Origin of the sequence: Sinorhizobium sp. NFACC03, from assembly GCF_900103435.1 — a bacterium.
Lineage (GTDB): Bacteria > Pseudomonadota > Alphaproteobacteria > Rhizobiales > Rhizobiaceae > Ensifer.
Map to the genome: position 1 here is coordinate 130119 of NZ_FMXF01000010.1, position 19491 is coordinate 149609.

The 19491-nt window shown below is 65.1% G+C and carries 20 protein-coding genes; 11 read left to right on the forward strand and 9 right to left on the reverse strand.

Features of this window, described 5'->3' with window-relative positions:
* Nucleotides 1-262 precede the first annotated feature (262 nt).
* Genes BLU35_RS15125 through mnhG form a run of 6 tightly spaced genes read left to right on the forward strand, consistent with a single transcriptional unit; the run spans nucleotide 263 to nucleotide 6260 of the window.
* A complete protein-coding gene (locus tag BLU35_RS15125; protein ID WP_058325292.1) occupies nucleotides 263-3169 on the forward strand; it encodes a monovalent cation/H+ antiporter subunit A in 2907 nt (968 codons plus the stop codon).
* Nucleotides 3169-3516 carry a Na+/H+ antiporter subunit C gene (locus BLU35_RS15130; protein WP_058326879.1) on the forward strand — a complete coding sequence of 116 codons (348 nt, stop codon included), beginning with the start codon at nucleotides 3169-3171 and terminating at the stop codon, nucleotides 3514-3516. Before BLU35_RS15125 ends, BLU35_RS15130 begins: the two co-directional genes overlap by 1 nt.
* The gene (locus BLU35_RS15135; RefSeq protein ID WP_093233579.1) at nucleotides 3509-5125 is read left to right on the forward strand and encodes a monovalent cation/H+ antiporter subunit D; all 1617 of its coding nucleotides are present in this window, start codon (nucleotides 3509-3511) and stop codon (nucleotides 5123-5125) included. The genes BLU35_RS15130 and BLU35_RS15135 overlap by 8 nt, the downstream gene beginning before the upstream one ends.
* Nucleotides 5126-5128: 3 nt before the next feature.
* Nucleotides 5129-5614, forward strand: coding sequence for a Na+/H+ antiporter subunit E (locus BLU35_RS15140; RefSeq protein ID WP_057254531.1), 486 nt, complete (start codon nucleotides 5129-5131; stop codon nucleotides 5612-5614).
* Nucleotides 5611-5892, forward strand: coding sequence for a K+/H+ antiporter subunit F (locus tag BLU35_RS15145; RefSeq protein ID WP_057254530.1), 282 nt, complete (start codon nucleotides 5611-5613; stop codon nucleotides 5890-5892). The genes BLU35_RS15140 and BLU35_RS15145 overlap by 4 nt, the downstream gene beginning before the upstream one ends.
* Nucleotides 5889-6260, forward strand: coding sequence for a monovalent cation/H(+) antiporter subunit G (mnhG, locus tag BLU35_RS15150; protein WP_093233580.1), 372 nt, complete (start codon nucleotides 5889-5891; stop codon nucleotides 6258-6260). The genes BLU35_RS15145 and mnhG overlap by 4 nt, the downstream gene beginning before the upstream one ends.
* A gap of 57 nt (nucleotides 6261-6317) precedes the next feature.
* Here the strand turns inward: mnhG and cobM are convergent, their stop codons facing one another.
* Complete coding sequence (gene cobM, locus BLU35_RS15155; RefSeq protein ID WP_058326882.1) at nucleotides 6318-7079, reverse strand: precorrin-4 C(11)-methyltransferase; 762 nt, start codon at nucleotides 7077-7079, stop codon at nucleotides 6318-6320.
* A gap of 122 nt (nucleotides 7080-7201) precedes the next feature.
* Complete coding sequence (cbiE, locus tag BLU35_RS15160) at nucleotides 7202-8443, reverse strand: precorrin-6y C5,15-methyltransferase (decarboxylating) subunit CbiE (RefSeq protein ID WP_093233581.1); 1242 nt, start codon at nucleotides 8441-8443, stop codon at nucleotides 7202-7204.
* On the opposite strand from cbiE, the gene BLU35_RS15165 reads away from it, so the two are divergent.
* Nucleotides 8412-9197: a cobalt-precorrin-6A reductase gene (locus BLU35_RS15165; protein WP_093233582.1), complete on the forward strand. Its 786-nt coding sequence runs from the start codon at nucleotides 8412-8414 to the stop codon at nucleotides 9195-9197. The two genes, cbiE and BLU35_RS15165, sit on opposite strands and share 32 nt — an antisense overlap.
* Here the strand turns inward: BLU35_RS15165 and BLU35_RS15170 are convergent.
* The 6 genes from BLU35_RS15170 to ung form a co-directional block, all read right to left on the reverse strand.
* On the reverse strand, nucleotides 9176-9940 hold the full coding sequence (locus BLU35_RS15170) for a precorrin-3B C(17)-methyltransferase (protein WP_093233583.1): 765 nt from the start codon (nucleotides 9938-9940) through the stop codon (nucleotides 9176-9178). The two genes, BLU35_RS15165 and BLU35_RS15170, sit on opposite strands and share 22 nt — an antisense overlap.
* Nucleotides 9937-10674: a precorrin-2 C(20)-methyltransferase gene (locus tag BLU35_RS15175; protein WP_093233584.1), complete on the reverse strand. Its 738-nt coding sequence runs from the start codon at nucleotides 10672-10674 to the stop codon at nucleotides 9937-9939. The genes BLU35_RS15170 and BLU35_RS15175 overlap by 4 nt, the downstream gene beginning before the upstream one ends.
* A complete protein-coding gene (locus BLU35_RS15180; RefSeq protein ID WP_093233585.1) occupies nucleotides 10671-11303 on the reverse strand; it encodes a precorrin-8X methylmutase in 633 nt (210 codons plus the stop codon). The genes BLU35_RS15175 and BLU35_RS15180 overlap by 4 nt, the downstream gene beginning before the upstream one ends.
* A 2-nt stretch (nucleotides 11304-11305) precedes the next feature.
* Complete coding sequence (gene cobG / locus BLU35_RS15185; protein ID WP_176907265.1) at nucleotides 11306-12673, reverse strand: precorrin-3B synthase; 1368 nt, start codon at nucleotides 12671-12673, stop codon at nucleotides 11306-11308.
* Between the two features lie 110 nt (nucleotides 12674-12783).
* The gene (gene cobF / locus BLU35_RS15190; RefSeq protein WP_093233586.1) at nucleotides 12784-13554 is read right to left on the reverse strand and encodes a precorrin-6A synthase (deacetylating); all 771 of its coding nucleotides are present in this window, start codon (nucleotides 13552-13554) and stop codon (nucleotides 12784-12786) included.
* 95 nt (nucleotides 13555-13649) lie between these two features.
* Nucleotides 13650-14357, reverse strand: a complete 708-nt coding sequence (gene ung, locus BLU35_RS15195; protein ID WP_093233587.1) for a uracil-DNA glycosylase — start codon at nucleotides 14355-14357, stop codon at nucleotides 13650-13652.
* A gap of 225 nt (nucleotides 14358-14582) precedes the next feature.
* On the opposite strand from ung, the gene modA reads away from it, so the two are divergent.
* The 3 genes from modA (at nucleotide 14583) to modC (ending at nucleotide 17313) form a co-directional block, all read left to right on the forward strand.
* Complete coding sequence (gene modA / locus BLU35_RS15200) at nucleotides 14583-15374, forward strand: molybdate ABC transporter substrate-binding protein (protein WP_058325300.1); 792 nt, start codon at nucleotides 14583-14585, stop codon at nucleotides 15372-15374.
* Between the two features lie 167 nt (nucleotides 15375-15541).
* Nucleotides 15542-16243, forward strand: a complete 702-nt coding sequence (modB, locus tag BLU35_RS15205) for a molybdate ABC transporter permease subunit (RefSeq protein ID WP_093233588.1) — start codon at nucleotides 15542-15544, stop codon at nucleotides 16241-16243.
* On the forward strand, nucleotides 16240-17313 hold the full coding sequence (gene modC, locus BLU35_RS15210) for a molybdenum ABC transporter ATP-binding protein (RefSeq protein ID WP_093233589.1): 1074 nt from the start codon (nucleotides 16240-16242) through the stop codon (nucleotides 17311-17313). The genes modB and modC overlap by 4 nt, the downstream gene beginning before the upstream one ends.
* Here the strand turns inward: modC and BLU35_RS15215 are convergent.
* Complete coding sequence (locus tag BLU35_RS15215; protein ID WP_058325332.1) at nucleotides 17307-17708, reverse strand: winged helix-turn-helix domain-containing protein; 402 nt, start codon at nucleotides 17706-17708, stop codon at nucleotides 17307-17309. The two genes, modC and BLU35_RS15215, sit on opposite strands and share 7 nt — an antisense overlap.
* Nucleotides 17709-17894: 186 nt before the next feature.
* Between BLU35_RS15215 and BLU35_RS15220 the strand changes: the two genes are divergently transcribed.
* On the forward strand, nucleotides 17895-19226 hold the full coding sequence (locus BLU35_RS15220; RefSeq protein ID WP_058325303.1) for an NAD(P)/FAD-dependent oxidoreductase: 1332 nt from the start codon (nucleotides 17895-17897) through the stop codon (nucleotides 19224-19226).
* Nucleotides 19227-19491: the final 265 nt, after the last annotated feature.

Sequence of the window (19491 nt, forward strand, 5' to 3'; positions counted from 1 at the left end):
TTGCCGCGAATCGCCATAAAAACAATTGCCTGCCTCCACGTCTTGGGATCGGCGGCATCACCTGCGGCAGTCGCTGATGCGACCGCCCTTTCGGGCCTCTAGGGCGTCCCGCTTCAAGGGCAACCCACTGAAGTGGAAAAGATGCTCTAGATTCAACATCCTGGTGCGTCCCCTGTGCATTCTTTTGAAAGCACGGCGCTCTGGTGCCCGCTCTCCATGAAACCCGAACGAAGGGAACGGTACGATCGAATACGCGGGAAAATTGCTTTCTGTCTTCATTCTCGCCCCATTTGCGGGAAGCCTCCTTGCAATCTTCTTTCCGCCCGATCAACGCGGTGCGACAGCCTGGTTCGCAGGAACGATCGCGCTCCTGTGTTTCCTCGTCGCCGCCAGCCTCTATCCCTTCGTCACCTCGGGCGGCGTGCTGCGCTACGACATCGCTTGGCTCCCTGAACTCGGCCTCAATTTCACGCTCCGGATGGACGGCTTCGCCTGGCTCTTTACGGTGCTGGTGACGGCGATCGGCGTGCTCGTCGTGCTTTACGCCCGCTACTACATGGCCGCGGAAGACCCGGTGCCGCGCTTCCTGGCGCTGTTTCTTGCCTTCATGGGCTCGATGCTCGGCGTCGTGCTTTCAGGCAATCTCATCCTGCTTGCGGTCTTCTGGGAACTGACGAGCATCGTTTCGTTCCTCCTGATCGGCTACTGGCACCACAATGCCCATGCCCGCGACGGCGCCCGCATGGCGTTGACCGTGACCGGCACGGGCGGCCTCTGCATGCTCGTCGGCCTCCTGCTGATGGGCCGCATCGTCGGCAGCTACGACCTCGACGTCGTGCTGGCGTCGGGCGATCTGATCCGCAACTCGCCGCTCTATATGCCTGTCCTGATCCTGGTCCTGCTCGGCGCATTGACGAAAAGCGCGCAGTTCCCGTTCCACTTCTGGCTGCCGCACGCGATGTCGGCACCAACCCCGGTCTCCGCCTACCTGCACTCCGCAACCATGGTGAAGGCAGGCGTCTTCCTGCTCGTGCGTCTGTGGCCGGTGATGGCCGGTACCGAGGCCTGGTTCTGGATCGTCGGCCTTGCCGGGCTCTCCACCCTGCTGCTCGGCGCCTATTTCGCCATCTTCCAGCAGGACCTCAAAGGCCTGCTGGCCTATTCCACCATCAGCCATCTCGGCCTGATCACGGTGCTGTTGAGCCTCGGCAGCCCGCTTGCAGCGGTCGCCGCGGTCTTCCACATCGTCAACCACGCCACCTTCAAGGCGTCGCTGTTCATGGCGGCTGGCATCATCGACCACGAGACCGGAACGCGCGACATGCGCAAGCTCGGCGGGCTGATCCGCTACATGCCGGGAACGGCGGTGCTCGCCATGGTCGCGAGCGCTGCCATGGCTGGTGTTCCGCTTCTGAACGGTTTCATCTCGAAGGAAATGTTCTTCGCCGAGGCGATCGAGACACACCAGGCCAACATCCTCGACACGATGACGCCCTATATCGCGACGCTCGCCGGCATGTTCGCGGTCACCTATTCGCTGCGTTTCATCCATAGCGTCTTCTTCGGCAAGACGCCGGAGGATCTGCCAAAGGTGCCGCACGAGCCGCCGCGCTGGATGCGCGTGCCGATCGAATTCCTGGTGCTCGCCTGCCTGGTCGTCGGCATCATTCCGGCGATCACCATCGGTCCGTTCCTGCACACGGCGGTCGTATCGATCCTGGGCGCCAGCACGCCATACTACAGCCTCTCCGTCTGGCATGGCTGGAACCTGCCGCTAATCATGAGCTTCGTGGCGCTGGCGGGCGGCGTCGGCCTCTATTTCCTGATGCGCAATTATCTTGCGACCAGCATCGAGGGGCCGCCGATCTTCCGCCTGCTGCACGGCCAGCGCATCTTCGAGCGCGTGCTCGTGACGCTCTCCTGGAAATGGGCACGTTCGCTCGAACAACGGCTCGGCACCCGGCGGCTGCAGCCGCAGATGCGCTTCCTCGTCTTCATCGCCGTCGCCGCCGGTGCGCTGCCGCTGCTTCTAAGCAAATACGAGCTGCCGCCGCTTCTCGTTCGCAGCATCGATCCGGCCTTCGCGCTGCTCTGGGCGGTCGGCATCGCCTGCGCGATCGGTGCGGCGCTGCTGGCAAAATTCCACCGGCTCGCCGCGCTCGTGCTGCTTGGCGGCGCCGGTCTCACCACCTGCCTGACCTTCGTCTGGCTTTCGGCGCCGGACCTTGCCGTGACTCAGCTGCTCGTCGAGATCGTCACGACGGTCCTGATCCTGCTTGGTCTTCGCTGGCTGCCGAAGCGCATCGAGGATACGCAGGAATCGGAGCTGCTTTCGCTCAGGGTCCGCTTCCGCCGCCTGCGCGACTTCCTGCTGGCGATCGCCGCCGGCGGCGGCGTAGCGCTCATCGCCTATACGATGATGACCCGGCCGATGCCCGAGACGATCGCCAGCTACTTCCTCGAGCGCGCCTACAAGGAGGGCGGCGGCACCAACGTCGTCAACGTCATCCTCGTCGACTTCCGCGGCTTCGATACGTTGGGCGAAATCGCCGTTCTGGCAATCGTCGCGCTCACGGTCTTCGCTCTGCTCCTGCGCTTCCGCCCGCAGGCCGACAGCCTGGAGGCACCGGAACAGCAGCGCGTCCAGAACGCCTTCGACGACGACCACCCGGATCGCAGCAAGGGCGACAGCGTCGCCGAGTACCTGTTCGTGCCTTCTGTGATCATGCGCTGGATGTTCCCGGTCATCGGCATGCTCGCCGCCTATCTGTTCCTGCGCGGCCATGACCTGCCGGGCGGCGGCTTTGCGGCCGGCATCGCCATGTCCATCGGCTTTATCCTGCAATACATGTCCGGCGGCACCCGCTGGGTCGAGGAACGGCTGCGCATCCATCCGCTGCGCTGGATGAGCATCGGTCTGCTGGTCGCCGCGACCACCGGCATCGGCTCCTGGCTCTTCGGTTATCCGTTCCTCACCTCGCACGCGCAATACGTGACGCTGCCGATCGTCGGGAAGTTCCCGCTTGCGAGTGCGCTATTCTTCGATCTCGGCGTCTTCTCGCTGGTGCTCGGCGCAACGGTGCTGATCCTCATCGCCCTTGCCCACCAGTCGATCCGTGCGCCGCGTGCCCATGCCCGCGCCACGCGGAGCGGAAAGGAGGCCCGCTAATGGAGATCATCCTCTCTGTCGCGATCGGCGTGCTGACCGCATCGGGCGTCTACCTGCTGCTGCGTCCGCGGACCTATCAGGTGATCATCGGCCTCTCGCTGCTCTCCTATGCCGTCAACCTCTTCATCTTCGGCATGGGGCGCCTTCGCGTGAACGCGCCGCCGGTGCTGGAACCCGGCGGTGTCGGCGACCTCAGCCGCTTCACCGATCCGGTGCCGCAGGCGCTCGTCCTGACCGCCATCGTCATCGGCTTTGCGATGACCGCGCTCTTTCTCGTCGTGCTGCTCGCCTCGCGCGGCTTCACGGGCACCGACCACGTCGACGGCCGGGAGCAGCGCCATGACTAACTGGGTGCACCACCTGCTGATTCTGCCGATCTTGCTGCCACTGATGGTCGGTGCCGCGATGATCCCGATCGACGAGCGCAACCGCATGGTGAAGGGCGTGATGGGCTTCGTCTCGACGCTCGCGCTTTTCATCCTCTCGATGGTGCTGATGCGCATCGCCTCGATGGACGGCGCCCCCGCCGGCAGCGGCGTCTATCAACTCGGCAACTGGCCGGCGCCCTTCGGCATCGTGCTGGTGCTCGACCGCCTGTCGGCGCTGATGCTGTGCCTGACGAGCGGACTGGCGCTTGCCGCCCAGGCCTATTCGATCGCGCGCTGGCACACGGCCGGCCATCACTTCCATTCGCTGTTCCAGCTGCTGATCGCCGGTCTCAACGGCTCGTTCCTGACCGGCGACCTCTTCAACCTCTTCGTCTTCTTCGAGATGATGCTGGCGGCATCCTACGGCCTGCTGCTGCACGGCTCCGGGCCGCTCCGCGTCAAGGCGGGCCTGCATTACGTTGCTATCAACCTCGCTGCCTCGTCGCTCTTCCTGATCGGCGTCAGCCTGATCTATGGCGCGACCGGCACGCTCAATATGGCCGATCTCTCGATGAAACTGGTGACGCTCTCGCCGGATGACCGCCAGATGGTTGAGGTCGGAGCGGGCGTGCTCGGTGTCGCCTTCCTGGTGAAGGCCGGCATGTGGCCGTTGAGCTTCTGGCTGCCGACAGCCTATTCGGCCGCGACACCGCCGGTCGCCGCCGTCTTCGCGATCCTGACCAAGGTCGGCATTTATGTCATCCTCAGGCTTTCGCTGTTGGTCTTCGGCGCCAGCGCCGGCGCCTCGGCGGGCTTCGGCCAACCGATCCTGCTTCTGGGTGGCCTGCTGACAATCGCCTTCGGCGCGATCGGCGTGCTGGCCTCCCAGGCCATGGGCCGTCTGGCCGCCTATTCGGTGCTGGTTTCTTCCGGCACCCTGCTCGCGGCAATCGGCCTCGGCCATCCGAGCATGATTGCCGGCGCGCTGTTCTATCTCGTCAGTTCGACACTGACGATCTCCGCCTTCTTCCTCTTGATCGAACTGGTCGAGCGTGGCCGCGACGCCGGCGCCGACGTTCTGGCGGTGACGATGGAAGCCTACGGCGATGCCGACGAGGACGAGGAGGAAGAAGTGGTCGGCGCCGCGATCCCCGGCACCATGGCGATCCTCGGCCTCTGCTTCTGCCTTTGCGCCCTGCTGCTTGCCGGCCTGCCGCCGCTTTCCGGCTTCGTCGCCAAATTCGCGATCCTCGGCGGTCTTTTCGGCCTGTCGGGAGCCGAAGCCGCTCCGGCGATTTCCGCAGCCGACTGGACCTATGTCACCCTCTTGATCGTCTCCGGTCTCGCGGCGATGATCGCCATGAACCGCGTCGGCATCCGCACCTTCTGGGCGTCGATTGAAAACACCGTGCCGCGGGTGGTCGTCATCGAGATCACACCCGTCGTCGTGTTGCTCGCCACCTGCATATACCTCAGCGTGCAGGCCGGCCCGACGATGCGCTACATGCAGGCGACGGCGGACTCGCTTCTGAACCCGGCAGGCTATGCAGAACGCGTACTCACCGCACCTCGGGCGGAAGGGCAATAGCCGATGCGCACCTGGTTTCCCTACCCGCTTCTTTCGGCCGGTTTGCTCGCCATCTGGCTGCTGCTCAATCAGTCGGTCGCCCCCGGCACGATCCTCATGGGTTCCGTGCTTGCCACCGGTCTCGGCTGGGTGACGCTCAAGCTCGGCCTCGCCCGTTCGCACCCGCGGCGGGTCCTGCTGATGCTGCGTTTCGGCTTTACCATTGCGCTCGACATCATCCGATCCAACCTGGCCGTCGCTGCCGTCATTCTAAGGGGCCGACGCAGACCGCCGAATTCCGGCTTCCTGACCGTCGATATCGATCTCGATGACGAAAATGCCCTGGCGCTGCTCGCCTGCGTCATGACGGCGACCCCGGGAACGGCCTGGCTAGAATACGACCGCCTGCGCAAATCCCTGCTCTTCCATGTGCTCGACATGGAGAACGAGCGCGTTTGGATCGATACGGTCAAGCGCTACGAGGCCGCCTTGAAGGAGATATTCGGATGATGGAACTCACGATCATCTGGTCGATCCTGATTGCCCAGATCATGCTCGGCCTGGCGATGGCCTTCGCCTTCTACCGCATGGTGAGAGGACCGCGCGCGCAGGATCGCATCCTCGGCCTCGACACGCTCTACATCAACGCCATGCTGATGCTGCTCACCTTCGGCATCCGCACGGCAAACTCGATCTATTTCGAATCGGCGTTGATCGTCGCGCTGATCGGTTTCGTTTCGTCGATCGCCTTCGGCAAGTTCCTGATGCGCGGGGAGATTATCGAATGAGCCATGTCACCGACCTTCCCCTCTGGGCGGCCATTCTGGTCTGCGGGCTCACCGTTCTGGGCGCTGCCATAGCGCTGATCGGCTCGGTCGGCCTGCTGCGGTTTACCAGCTTTTACGAACGGCTGCATGCGCCGACGCTGGCAACCAGCGGCGGCGTGCTGCTGATCTGCACAGCCTCGATCATCTGTTTCGCCGTGCTGCAGAGCCGCTGGGTGTTCCACGAAATCCTGATCATCGTCTTCGTTCTCGTCACCACACCGATGACGCTAATGCTGCTCGGGCAGGCCGCACTCTATCGCGACCGCGTGGAAGAAAAACACGGCGTGCCGCTCAAGCAGCGTCCGCCGCGCGAAGAACCGGCAGAGTAGGTTTCAGCCTGCGCAACGACGGAGAAAGCCGGCGACAGGGACCTGAAGCGACCCGGCCTATTCGCCGCGGCCCCTGAACCGTCGCTGATAGGCGGGATCGTAGAGCGAACTCTCGCGGAAATCGGAGGCTTCGAGCCCCGGGCCGACGAAGATCAGCGCCGTGCGCTCGATCGGCTCTTCCGCCACCTTGGCGGCGATGTCCCCGAGCGTGCCACGCACCACCCGCTCGTCCGGCCAGGAGGCTTTGACGACGATTGCAACAGGGCAATCGGCGCCATAAAGCGGCGTCAGTTCCTCGACCACCTGCTGGAGCGCGTGGATGGCGAGATGGATCGCCAGCGTCGCGCCGGTGGCGCCGAAGGCGGCGAGCGTCTCACTGTTCGGCATCGGCGAGGCGCGACCGGAGACGCGGGTCAGCACCAAGCTTTGAGCCACCGCCGGAATGGTCAATTCGCGCCCAAGCGCTGCGGCCGCCGCCGCAAAAGATGGCACGCCCGGCGTCATCGTGTAGGCGATGCCGTGCTTCTCCAGCCGGCGGATCTGCTCGGCCACCGCACTCCAGACCGAGAGGTCGCCGGAATGAAGCCGCGCCACGTCGAGACCGTCCGCAGCCGCCTTCAAGTATTCCGCCTCGATTTCGTCCAGCGACATCGGCGCGGTATCGACGATGCGCGCACCCGGCGGGCAATACTGCAGGAGGTCCGGCGAAACGATCGAGCCGGCATAGAGGCAGACCGGGCAACGTCCGATCAGGTCGCGGCCGCGCACCGTGATCAGATCCGCAGCCCCCGGGCCGGCGCCGATGAAATGTACCGTCATATCTAGCTCTCTCTTTGTTTCACGCAGTTGCGGACGCAAAACCGCTTCACGCTCCTGCTGGTTTTGCTCATTTTTCTTCCGCATTTCCGGACGCAAAACCGCTTCGCACTGCTGGTATTGTTCTAGCTCTTCGCCCAGGACCACTGCGTCACCGGCATGGCAGGCCGCCATCCGGTCATCGCGCCAACGGGACCGGCTCGTGCGATATCGATTCGGATCAGCGTGCCACCGAGCCGCACGTGATGATCAAGCAGCACCGCTTCCATATCCGTTGTCACCGCGTTGGCGACCAGACGTCCACCAGGCCCGAGCGCCGCGATCGCGGCCTCCATCACGCCGGCTTCGCTGCCGCCGCCGCCGATGAAGATCGCATCGGGCTGCGGCAGGCCGGCAAGGGCGGCCGGTGCTTCACCTTCGACCACTGTCAACCCCGGCACACCGAACATCGTCGCGTTGCGGCCGATGCGGACCGCACGCTCCGGCGACACTTCGATGGAGATCGCGCGCATGGTCGGGTCGGCCAGCATCCATTCGATACCGATCGAGCCGGAGCCGCCGCCGATATCCCAGAGCAGTTCGCCCTTGCGTGGCGCCAGTGCGGACAGCGTGAGCGCCCGCACCTCGCGCTTGGTGATCTGGCCGTCATGCTCGAACAGCGCGTCGTCGCGGCCGGCCGCAAGCGGCAGGATGCGCGCGCCCTCGTCGGCCGTCACCTCGATGGCGCAGACATTCAAGGGGTGCACGAGGCCGAGCATGAAACGCGAAGCGATCTGCGTCGTGACACGTTCGCCGGCGCCACCAAGCGCCTCCAGAACCGTCAGCCGCGACTGACCGAATCCGCTTGCGACCAGCAGTTCGGCCAGGTCCCTAGGACCCGCTCCATCCGACGTCAGCGTCAGCACGCGGGCATCCGGATGCAGGTGCGGCCGCACCAGATCGAGCGGGCGTCCGTGCACGGAGACGAGCGTCGCATCCTGCAAGGCCCAGCCTAGGCGCGAGGCGGCAAGACTGATCGAGGACGGTGCGGGCAGCGTGCGGATTTCGGCAGACGCGATCCGGCGCGCCAGCGTCACGCCGACGCCGAAGAAGAATGGGTCGCCCGAGGCAAGCACCACCACGGGGCTGCCACGGCGACCGACGATTTCCACCACCGAGCGCTCGAGCGGGCTCTGCCAGTGATGAGCCTCGCCTGTGATAAGAGGAGCGGCGAGCTCCAGGTGGCGATGACCGCCATAGACGACGGGTGCCTCGGCGATCAACCGCTTGGCCTCGTCGCCGAGACCCGCTACACCATCTTCACCGATACCGATGACGGTCAGCCAGGGGGAGACGATGGCGGGTTCGCTGTTCGGCACGTCAGCCATGGAAAAACCTCGCATTCTGATATTGGGCGGCACCACCGAGGCGCGCGAACTCGCGAGCCGATTGGCCGAAGACGCCCGCTACGACACCGCAATCTCGCTTGCCGGTCGTACCGCCGACCCGCGGCCGCAACCGGTCAAGACCCGCATTGGCGGTTTCGGCGGCGCCGATGGGCTGGCGCACTTCCTGCGCGACGAAAACATCGCCCTGCTGGTCGACGCCACGCATCCCTTTGCCGCGCGCATATCGCACAACGCCGCGGAAGCGGCGCAACGAACCGGAATTCCGCTGCTTGCGCTTCGCCGACCGGAATGGCTGCCCCTGCCCGGCGATCGCTGGACCACCGTCGACAGCGTTGTCGAAGCGGTGAGCGCGCTTGGCGATCGCCGCCGGCGCGTCTTCCTCGCCATCGGCCGGCAGGAGGCGTTCCACTTCGAGGTCGCACCGCAGCACAGCTACGTCATCCGCAGCGTCGATCCGGTCACTCCGCCGCTTAACCTGCCCGACCAGGAGGCGATCCTGGCGACCGGCCCCTTCAAGGAAGCCGATGAAGCCGCGCTGCTGGAGACCCGGAAGATCGACGTGATCGTCGCCAAGAACAGCGGCGGCAGCGCCACCTATGGCAAGATCGCCGCGGCGCGCCGGCTGGGCATCGAGGTGATCATGGTCGAGCGGCGCAAGCCGACGGACGTGCCCGCCGTAGGCAGTTGCGACGAGGCGCTCGACCGCATCGCTCACTGGCTTGCCCCTGCATAGAAGCGCGGCGTGTAGACGAGATCCGGCTGCCCTTCACGCTCGACGATGCGCGTTTCCGGCGAGCCGATGATGACGCAGGTCGCCATATCGGCGCGGTTGGCATCGGCCTCGCCGAGCGGCATCACCGCAATCCTCTCGTCCGGCCGTCCGGCCGCGCGGCCGAAGATGACCGGCACCGTCGCCGGCAGCACACCGCGCAGGATCTCGAAGGCTTCGCCGAGCTGCCACGGTCGCGCCTTGCTGATCGGATTGTAGAGCGCAATGACGAGGCCCGCTTCCGCCGCCAGCCTGAGCCGCCGGGTGATGACTTCCCATGGCTTCAGGTTGTCGGAGAGAGACATCGCGCAGAAATCATGGCCGAGCGGAGCGCCGATACGGGCGGCAACGGCGAGCATCGCGGTCACGCCGGGCGTGATCACCAGTTCGACCGATTTCCATTCCGCCGGCCCCTTGTCAATCGCCTCGCAGACGGCAGCCGCCATCGCAAAGACGCCGGGATCGCCGCCGGAGACCATGCAGACCTTTGCGCCGGCCGCGGCCCGCGTCAGCGCCACCTGTGCCCGGTCGAGTTCCTCGCGATTGTCGGAGGCGACGCGCAGCTGGTCGGGACGCAGGTTCAGCCGATCGAGATAGGGAAAATAGCCGTAAAACTCTTCCGCCGCCGCAACAGCTTCCGCCGTCTCCGGCGTCATCTGCTTCGGGCTGCCCGGGCCGGTGCCGACCACATAGAGCGTACCGGTCATGGCCTGTCCTTCCAGCCGGGAACGAGCACCAGCGAGAAATAGGGTGCATCATCATCGGCCTTCTCGGCCAGCGCCGTCATCGCCGCGTTCTTCATCGTGCCGCGCTCGACATAGACGGCCTGATCGAGACGGCCGGAGGCGGCAAGCGCCCGGCGGATCTTCGGCAGATTGCGTCCGACCTTCATGATCACGGCCGCTTCGGTATCCCCAAGCCGCCGGCCAAGCTCGGCCTCGGCCATGGTGCCCGGAAGCACCGAGAGCACATCATCGCCCTGCACCAGCGGCAAGCCGGCAAGCGACCAGCAGCCGGACATGGCGGTAATGCCAGGGATCACCTCCACGGTGAAACGGTTGGCCAACCGTACATGCAGGTGCATGTAGGAGCCATAGAACAGCGGATCGCCTTCGCTGAGGACCGCGACCGTGCGCCCGGCGAGAAGATGCGCCGCCACAGCTTCGGCGGAAGAGTTGTAGAAATCGGTGATCTGGCTCTTGTAGGCGCCGTCGTCCTTGTCGATCTCGGTCGTCACCGGATAGTAGAGCGGCAGCTCTAGGAGATCGGGCTTCAGCAGACCTTCGACCACGGCGCGACCGTTGCCGCTGCGCCCGGCCTTGGCGAAGTAGGCAAGCACATCGGCTTCGCCGAGCGCCTTCACCGCCTTGACCGTCAAGAGCTCCGGATCGCCGGGGCCGGTTCCAACGCCGATCAGGCGCCCCACGCCGGCGCCGCTCACAGGCCCGGCCTCGCGAGCGAATTGAGCGCCGCAGCGGTCATGGCGCTACCGCCGAGGCGACCGCGCACGATGGCGAACGGAACGCCATAGGAATTTTCCGCCAGCGCATCCTTCGATTCCGCCGCGCCGACGAAACCGACCGGCATGCCGAGGATCGCCGCCGGCTTCGGCGCTCCGTCACGCAGCATTTCAAGCAGGAAGAACAAGGCCGTCGGAGCGTTGCCGATCGCCACGACCGACCCGGCCAGACGCTCGCTCCAGAGTTTAAGTGCTGCGGCAGAGCGGGTATTGCCGATTTCGGCGGCAATCTCAGGCGTACGCGGATCGCGCAGCGTGCAGATCACCTCGTTGCCGGCCGACAGCCGTGCGCGGGTAACACCGTGAGCGACCATCTCGGCATCGCAGAGGATCGGTGCGCCGGCCTTGAGCGCCGCGCGGGCCGAGGTCACGAAATCGGGGGAGAAGACGAACTGCTTGGTCGCTTCGACGGAGCCGCAGGCATGCACCATGCGCACCGCCAGATCCGCTTCCTCCTCGGAGAAACCGGAAAGGTCGGCCTCGGCGCGGATGATCGCGAAGGAACGCTCGTAGATGGCGTTGCCATCGCGGATGTAATCATACTCAGGCATGTCTATTCCTGTTCGAACGCTGCCGAGACGCGCGCAGCTCCGAGCCGTGTAAGACAGGACTGCGCCGATTCGCCAGCGTCTTTGTTTTGCCGCACCAGCCGGCCGAGCCGGGCGAGCGCGGATTTCACTCCATTCTCATCGGTGTAGGCGCTTGGCAAGCCGTTCGCAGCCCCATTTACGACAAGCCCGTATCCTGATGGCGCACCGGCCAGCGTCAGCTCCGACCGCCTCGGTCGGGCACAGCCCTTGGCGCAGCCGGACAGATGCACGGTAAGCGAGCCGTCGAGCAGCTCGGGCGCCATCTCGACAAGGCTTTGTGCCATGCCCTTGGTCTCCATCCACGCGGAGGCACAGCCCTTGCTGCCGGCGCAGGTGGCGATCGCGTTGCGCGGGTCGTCTTCGACGATGCGAAAACCATGCGCCGCTGCCAGGCTCTGGGCGACAGCCGCGGTCTCGTGGCTGAGGCCAAGCACGAAGAAGGCGTGCCCCGGCGCAAGCCGGATCGCAGTGGCGCCAAGCTCCTGGACCTGATGGAGGAAGGCCGCCAGCGCGGAGGCTTCCACCTGGGCAAAGGCAAGGCCGAGACCAAGAACGACCCCGGCGTCACCGAGGTCATGACTGCCGGGAATCGAGGCCGAACTCAGAACTGCCGGACATTCGGACAATGCCTCGCACCGACAAAGGGCGCGGACTTCCGCCGGGTCCAGATCGCGCCCGCGCGCCGTCGTGCCGAGGCTCGCCAGTTTTTCGAGAATGGTGATCAAGGCCGGCACGACCGCGTTGCCGGCAAACGTCCCGATGATCGATCCCTTCGCTGCCGTCCCGCCCAGCGACAGCAGCCATCCAGAGCCGTCGGGCGTCGAAAGCGCCTGAAGGCGAATATCGGCAACCACAGCACCAAGACCAAAGCGTCCGCCACCGTCGATGACGACCGACAATTTGGGCGCAAGCCTCAGCATCGGCCGGCGCGCCTGCAGGGCTTCCCGAAGCCCTGCCGCGATCGATCGGGGATCGGCGATCTCTGTCGGATCGATACCGGCCAATGGCGGCACCTCAATCGCAAGGCCCTCGGCGATCATGATCTCGGCATCCCCGATCGCCTGCGCCAGCGCCGGCACCGTCGCCTCGCTCAGGCCGCGCAACTGCAGGTTTCCGCGCGCGGTAATCTCGATGATGCCGTTGCCGAATGTCTCGGCGGCGGCCGCAAGCGCGATGACCTTGGGAATGATCAGGCTGTCGTCATCGGGCCTGAGCCGCACGAGCAGGCCATCGCCGGTCTGCATCGGTGCGGCGAGCGACGGACAGGCGCCGCGCCGCATCGAGGCGCTGGCACCGGGTTCTGCAGTCGATGGAAGGGCACAGGTGCTCATCAAATCCGTCATCGCTCGAGGTTCTCCTCCCTGAAGAAGCCCCTTAAGACGCTATAACACAGCCGCAAACCTTGAGTGAGATCAATCACGGCGCGGTCTGTCCGGCGTCCTCACTCCTCGAAGTCGACACCTTTGCGAAGCAGGTAGATGTCCATGATCCAGCCCATCCTCTCGCGCGCCGACGCCCTTGTTTCGAGGATCCGGTCCTTCACCTCGGCAACGCGGCCGGAAATGACGATCTCATCCGGCGTACCGAGATAGGCGCCCCAGTAGATCTCGGCATCCGGATCGTCGATCCGCTGAAACGCCTGCTCGCCGTCGAGCATCACGACGGACGTCTGGCTCTTTTCCGGAAAGCTCTCGTGCAACCGGCGCCCGGTGGTGATCTCCACCGGCTTGCCGACGAGGTTCAGCGGAATGCGGTGGCTGGCGCAGAGCGCCTGCAGGCTGGTGATCCCCGGAACGACGTCATAGTCGAAGGCAACCTGCCCGCGCGCATTGACCCGCTCGACGATGCGGATGGTGCTGTCATAGAGCATCGGATCGCCCCAGACGAGAAACGCGCCGGTTCCATCCTCGCCCAATTCCTTCGCCAGCAACCCCTCGTAGATCGCGGCAATCTGGGCGTGCCAGTCGTCGACGCTGCCGTCGTAGCTGACGCCCTCGGTGCGGCGCACCGGCACAGCGAATTCGACCGTGCGGCTGTCGCCGCGCGTCACGTAGCGGGCGCAGATGTCGCGGCGCACTTCGGCCAGCTCGGTCTTCTTCGCCCCCTTGGTCGGGATGAACAGCACGTCGGCGCGGTTCAGCGCATTGATCGCCTGTACCGTCATATGCTCCGGATTGCCCGAACCGATGCCGATGATCAGAATTTTGCGCATGTTCTCGCCTCCGCCTGCCTTCTCTCGGCGTGTTTGGCGGATCGCCGTCTCCGGCGCAAGACCTCACCGCGACAGCGGAAACGTCAACGCCGACCTCAGTTCATTTCGGCGACAGCCGGATCTTCGGGCAGCCGCCAGTCGATCGGATCAAAACCCTTGGATTCCAGGAAGGCATTGGCCTGGGAGAAATGCCGGCAGCCGAGAAAACCGGAATGGGCCGACAAGGGCGAAGGATGCGGCGCGCGCAGCACCAGATGGCGCGACCGGTCGACGAAGGCCGCCTTCTTCTGCGCGTAGGAACCCCAGAGCATGAAGACGACGGGATGATCCGCCTCGTTGACCGCGCGGATGATTGCGTCCGTGAACTTCTCCCAACCGCGCCCCTGGTGTGACGCCGCATTGCCGCGCTCCACCGTCAGCACGCTGTTTAAGAGCAGCACACCTTGCTTCGCCCAGCTTTCGAGGAAGCCGTGTCGCGCCGGCGGAATGCCGAGATCTGTATTCAGTTCCTTATAGATGTTGACGAGCGAGGGCGGTGTTCGGATACCGGGGCGCACGCTGAAGCAGAGCCCGTGCGCCTGGCCGTCGCCGTGATAGGGGTCCTGGCCGAGGATGACGACGCGCACTTTGTCGAGCGGCGTCAGGTCGAGCGCGCGGAAGTATTCAGGTCCCCGCGGAAAAATCTGTCTGCCTTCGTTCCTTTGGGCGAGCAGGAACTTCTTGAGCTCGGCCATATAGGCGCTGGAAAATTCCGGCGCCAGCGCTGCCTTCCAGCTCTCTTCGAGCTTCACCGCCGTTTCCATCGCACCTCCGGTCCATCAATTAGCTTTGAGGCCAGCAATTTAGGCCGCCCGACCGCCATCGCAAGCCCCATCGCGGATGTTGCACGGCTTTTGCCTGGAGCGGATGGGCGCGCCGGACGCCGCGCTAGCCGTCTACAAGAGCATTGTATTTCAATGGATACAACGCTAATCAGGAAGCGATATCGTTGTATCCTAAGAGATATCACGCTTCGTTGGAGGAAATCGATGATCAAGAGAAGAGACTGGCTGAAGGGCCTGGTGTTGACACTCTGCCTCGCCTGGGCCGGTACCACCGTCATGCCGGCATCGGCGCAGGCCGAAGAGAAGGTAACGGTCTTTGCGGCCGCTAGCCTCAAGAACGCGCTCGATGCGATCAATGCCGAGTGGCGGAAGGAAAGCGGCAAGGAAACGACCGTTTCCTACGCGGCAAGCTCGGCGCTCGCCAAGCAGGTCGAGCAGGGTGCACCGGCCGATGTCTTCATCTCCGCCGACCTCGCCTGGATGGACTATCTCACGGACAAGAAGTTGATCAAGGACGACACCCGCTCCAACCTGCTCGGCAACCGCATCGTACTCGTTTCCGGCAAGGCCGACGCAGCAGCCGTCGATATCAAGCAGGGCTTCGACCTGGCAGCCATGCTCGGCGACGGTCGCCTCGCCATGGGTGCCGTCGATTCCGTTCCGGCCGGCAAATACGGCAAGGCGGCGCTCGAAAAGCTCGGCGCCTGGAAGGCCGTAGAGCCCAAGGTCGCCGGCGCCGAAAGTGTGCGCGCGGCACTCCTCCTCGTCTCGCGCGGCGAAGCACCCTATGGCATCGTCTACCAGACCGACGCGGCCGCCGACCCGGGCGTGAAGGTCGTCGGTACCTTCCCGGAAGACAGCCATCCGCCGATCATCTATCCGATCGCGATCACCGCCGAGAGCAAGAGCCCGGATGCCGCCGCCTATGTCGACTTCGTCAAGTCGGCAAAGGCTGCCGCCCTCTTCGAAAAGCAGGGCTTCACCGTCCTTAAGTAATCGGCCTGAAAAGACGGTGGATCTCGGCTGTCCAGAGGCAGGCGAAGCATCTATCGTCACGCGTCGCCCGCGCCCAAACGCGGGCGACGCAATCATTCGTCAGAGGCAGGGGCGGATGCAGGCGGACAGCCACATCTCACCAGCCTCGTATCGGGGAGCGACATCTGTTGGACTGGCTTGCAGTGAGCGATGCGGAATGGACGGCGATCCTCTTGAGCCTGCGCGTCGCAACCGTCGCGATGATCTGCAGCCTGCCCTTCGCGCTCGCCATCGCCATGCTGCTCGCGCGCGGCCGTTTCTGGGGCAAGACGCTGCTGAATGGTCTCGTTCACCTGCCGCTGATCCTGCCGCCGGTCGTTACCGGCTTCCTGCTGCTCCTGCTCTTCGGGCGCCGCGGACCGCTCGGCGCCTTCTTTGCCGACTACTTCGGTTTGGTCTTCTCCTTCCGCTGGACGGGCGCGGCGCTCGCCAGCGCGGTCATGGCCTTTCCGCTGATGGTGCGCAGCATCCGCCTGTCGATCGAAGCAATCGACCGCAAGCTCGAGGACGCAGCGACCACGCTCGGCGCCAGCCCGCCCTGGGTCTTTGCCACCGTCACCCTGCCGCTGATCATCCCCGGCATCATCGCCGGCATGATCATCGCCTTTGCCAAGGCGATGGGCGAGTTCGGCGCGACGATCACCTTCGTCTCCAACATTCCCGGCGAGACACAGACGCTGTCGTCTGCGATCTACACCTTCACCCAGGTGCCGGGTGGCGACGCCGGTGCCATGCGACTGACGATCATTTCGATCGTCATTTCCATGGCCGCGCTCATCTTCTCCGAACTGCTGGCGACCTTCGCCGCGCGCCGGGTGGCTGCCCAATGAGCCTCACCGTCGAAGCCCGCCACCAGTTCGGCAGTTTCTCGCTCGATGCCGCCTTCACCTCGGACGGCGGCGTTACCGCGCTGTTCGGTCGCTCCGGCTCCGGCAAGACCTCGCTGATCAATATCATCGCCGGGTTGTTGAAGCCGCAAAGCGGTCGCGTTGTGCTCGATGGCGACGTCATCGCCGACAGCGAGCGCCGGATTTTTACCCCGGTGCATCGCCGCCGCTTCGGCTATGTCTTCCAGGAAGCACGCCTCTTTCCGCATTTGAGCGTGCGCCGCAATCTCGCCTATGGCCGCTGGTTCGCCGGCAAGAGCGGCTCCGGTGGCGACTTTGCGCGCATTGTCGAGATGCTCGGGATCGGCCATCTGCTGGAACGCAACCCTTCAGCCCTGTCCGGTGGCGAACGGCAGCGCGTCGCGATCGGCCGTGCGTTGCTCGCCGCACCGCGCCTGCTCCTGATGGATGAGCCGCTCGCCGCACTCGACGAGGCCCGCAAGGCCGAGATTCTGCCCTATCTCGAACGGCTGCGTGACGATGCCGGCATCCCGATCGTTTATGTCAGCCATTCCGTCGGCGAAGTCGCCCGGCTGGCGCGCCGCGTCGTCGTCCTCGAAAACGGCCGGGTCACCGCATCGGGCGCGGCCGCCCAGGTCTTGAGCGCGCCGGCCGCCATGCTCGCCACCGGCAGGCGCGAGGCCGGCGTCCTGCTGGAAGGCGAGGTCGAGGGAACCGATCCGTCCCACGAACTGACGACGGTCCGGGTCGGACGGGAACGGCTGCGCATTGCGGGTGTCAGCGCGGCACCCGGCAGCAGGCTTCGCCTGCACGTCGCCGCGCGCGACGTCATGTTGGCGACATCAAGACCTGTGGAGATCAGCGCGCTCAACGTGCTGGAAGGGCGCATCCTTGCGATCGCGACGGAGGAAGACGGCAGCGTCGATGTCAGGGTGACTTGCGGCGATGCGACGATTGCCGCCCGCATCACTCGGTTTTCACGCGACGCGCTTGCGCTTGTTCCCGGCAAGACGGTCTACGCCATCATAAAATCGGTGGCGATCGATCACTGAGCTTTGCCCGGAACGACCTCGCCAGCGCCTGCTGGCGGATCGCTGCCGCGAACGGATTCGAGCCAGGCAAGATCCTCGGCGATCGCGGCTTGCGTTTTTTCCTCCATCTCGCGGTAGCGCCGGATCAACGTTTCGCCGAAAGGTGTCACCTGCGCCCCGCCACCCTGTTTGCCGCCGCGCTGCGACTCGACCGAAGGCTCGGAGAACATCCGGTTCAAAGCATCGACCAGCAGCCAGGCGCGCCGATAGGACATGTCCATCGCCCGGCCGGCCGCAGAGATCGACCCGGTCTCGCGGATCAACTCCAACAGCATGATCTTGCCGCGGCCGAGCCGGGCGGCGGGCGGAAAATCGATGCGCAGGACGGGGCGAAGATCGGGGCGGCTCTCACTCATGCGGGCGAGCATAGAAGCTCCCCGGGCAAACCGGAAGTCCGCCCGATGGCGAGGCGGACCAGCTTTCCCAAACAAAGTGAGCCGGCAAACCCTAGCTTTCGAGCAATGGCCAGATAGCAGGTCTTGATCTCGCGGCGGCGGCATGCACCGATGACCGTGACACGTCCTGCCCGAAAGTACCTCCCCATGCCCGGTCCCGCGCTTGATCCCATCGCCACCGATACCGCCCTGCCCGCCAAGGCCGACGTCGTCATCGTCGGTGGTGGTATCATCGGCGTCAGCACAGCCCTCTTCCTCGCCGAACGCGGCATCGATGTCGTGCTTTGCGAGAAAGGCATGCCCGGAGCGGAGCAGTCGAGCCGCAACTGGGGCTGGGTGCGGGTCATGGGCCGCGACGAGCGCGAGATCCCACTGGCGATCGAGGCGCTGAGGATCTGGGACACGCTCGACGCCCGCATTGGCGGCGAGACCGGCTTTCGCCGCAGCGGCATTCTCTACATCTCCGAGAATGAACGTGATGTCGCCAACCGCGATGCCTGGCTCGCAATGGCCCAACCCTATGGCGTCGACAGTCGGCAGCTTGGCGCTGATGCGACCGCGGCGGCAATGCCGGGCGCCGCCCTTCGCTATGAAGGTGCGCTCTTCACCCCAAGCGACGGCCGGGCAGAACCGCAAAAGGCCGTGCCCGCGATCGTCGCCGGCGCTCGCCGCGCCGGGGCACGCATCGTCACCGGCTGCGCCGTGCGCGGCGTCGAGAGGACGGCCGGGCGGATCTCCGCGGTTGTGACCGAGAAGGGTCGCATCGAAACTTCGACGGTCGTCGTCGCCGGCGGTGCCTGGTCGCGACTGTTGCTCAAGCGCCTCGGCATCCGCCTGCCGCAACTGAAAGTGCGCAACACGGTCTTGAGAACCGGACCCGTTTCCGGAGGTCCAGAGGGTGCGGGCGCGACCGCAACTTACGCCTATCGCAAGCGGTTCGATGGCGGCTACACGATTGCCGACGGCGCGGCCAATCTGCACGCGATCGTGCCCGATAGCTTCGCGTTCTTCCGCGATTTCCAGCCGGCGCGAAAGGCGGAAGGCGAGGCCGTGCAGGTCGGCCTCAGCGCCCAGAGCTGGAACGAGCTGTTCGAAATCGGCGCCGTCCCGCTCGATCGCCCGGGCGCCTTCGAGCGTCACCGCGTGCTTGACCCCAACCCGGATTCGCGCCGCGCACTTCATGCTCTCGACGCCGCCGCAAAGGCCTTCCCATTTCTGCGTGAAGCCAAGGTGCAGCAGATCTGGGCCGGCCTGATCGACGTGACGCCGGATGCCGTTCCGGTGATTTCAGCGGCAGAAGGCGTTCCGGGACTGATCATCGCGACCGGATTTTCGGGCCACGGTTTCGGCATCGGACCGGGCGCCGGGCATCTCGTTGCGGATCTCGTGACCGGAGACAAACCGGTCGTCGACCCCACCCCATTCCGGCTCTCGCGCTTCCTCGATGGGACGCCGATTGCGATCGCCCCGCCGGTTTGATCGCCGTACGGCGAAACGCCCGCGAAAGAAAATTACAAGCAGCGACCGGCAAGGCCATGCGCAACACAACGCGTGAGCGCACTCCCGGCAGGATTCTATCTTTCTTCGCTCCAGCCCACCCCTCGATGCCGAAAGACCTTCATTAGCCCCGGAACTCGTGGCAGTCTGTGAGCATTCCCGTCGGGAGAACGGGGCTTAAGGAGGAGTCTGTGCAGACCTCGGGCGGAGGAGCCTTGTGGGGTCGGAAGGCACGTTCCCCTGATAC

What these genes read in the sequence shown, in the direction of transcription:
- BLU35_RS15130 (WP_058326879.1), top strand. Translation starts at nt 3,169, where the DNA reads ATGGAGATCATCCTCTCTGTCGCGATCGGCGTGCTGACCGCATCGGGC.
- BLU35_RS15135 (WP_093233579.1), top strand. Translation starts at nt 3,509, where the DNA reads ATGACTAACTGGGTGCACCACCTGCTGATTCTGCCGATCTTGCTGCCA.
- BLU35_RS15140 (WP_057254531.1), top strand. Translation starts at nt 5,129, where the DNA reads ATGCGCACCTGGTTTCCCTACCCGCTTCTTTCGGCCGGTTTGCTCGCC.
- BLU35_RS15145 (WP_057254530.1), top strand. Translation starts at nt 5,611, where the DNA reads ATGATGGAACTCACGATCATCTGGTCGATCCTGATTGCCCAGATCATG.
- mnhG (WP_093233580.1), top strand. Translation starts at nt 5,889, where the DNA reads ATGAGCCATGTCACCGACCTTCCCCTCTGGGCGGCCATTCTGGTCTGC.
- cobM (WP_058326882.1), bottom strand. Translation starts at nt 7,079, where the DNA reads ATGACGGTACATTTCATCGGCGCCGGCCCGGGGGCTGCGGATCTGATC.
- BLU35_RS15165 (WP_093233582.1), top strand. Translation starts at nt 8,412, where the DNA reads ATGGCGGGTTCGCTGTTCGGCACGTCAGCCATGGAAAAACCTCGCATT.
- cbiE (WP_093233581.1), bottom strand. Translation starts at nt 8,443, where the DNA reads ATGGCTGACGTGCCGAACAGCGAACCCGCCATCGTCTCCCCCTGGCTG.
- BLU35_RS15170 (WP_093233583.1), bottom strand. Translation starts at nt 9,940, where the DNA reads ATGACCGGTACGCTCTATGTGGTCGGCACCGGCCCGGGCAGCCCGAAG.
- BLU35_RS15180 (WP_093233585.1), bottom strand. Translation starts at nt 11,303, where the DNA reads ATGCCTGAGTATGATTACATCCGCGATGGCAACGCCATCTACGAGCGT.
- cobG (WP_176907265.1), bottom strand. Translation starts at nt 12,673, where the DNA reads ATGAGCACCTGTGCCCTTCCATCGACTGCAGAACCCGGTGCCAGCGCC.
- cobF (WP_093233586.1), bottom strand. Translation starts at nt 13,554, where the DNA reads ATGCGCAAAATTCTGATCATCGGCATCGGTTCGGGCAATCCGGAGCAT.
- ung (WP_093233587.1), bottom strand. Translation starts at nt 14,357, where the DNA reads ATGGAAACGGCGGTGAAGCTCGAAGAGAGCTGGAAGGCAGCGCTGGCG.
- modA (WP_058325300.1), top strand. Translation starts at nt 14,583, where the DNA reads ATGATCAAGAGAAGAGACTGGCTGAAGGGCCTGGTGTTGACACTCTGC.
- modC (WP_093233589.1), top strand. Translation starts at nt 16,240, where the DNA reads ATGAGCCTCACCGTCGAAGCCCGCCACCAGTTCGGCAGTTTCTCGCTC.
- BLU35_RS15215 (WP_058325332.1), bottom strand. Translation starts at nt 17,708, where the DNA reads ATGAGTGAGAGCCGCCCCGATCTTCGCCCCGTCCTGCGCATCGATTTT.
- BLU35_RS15220 (WP_058325303.1), top strand. Translation starts at nt 17,895, where the DNA reads ATGCCCGGTCCCGCGCTTGATCCCATCGCCACCGATACCGCCCTGCCC.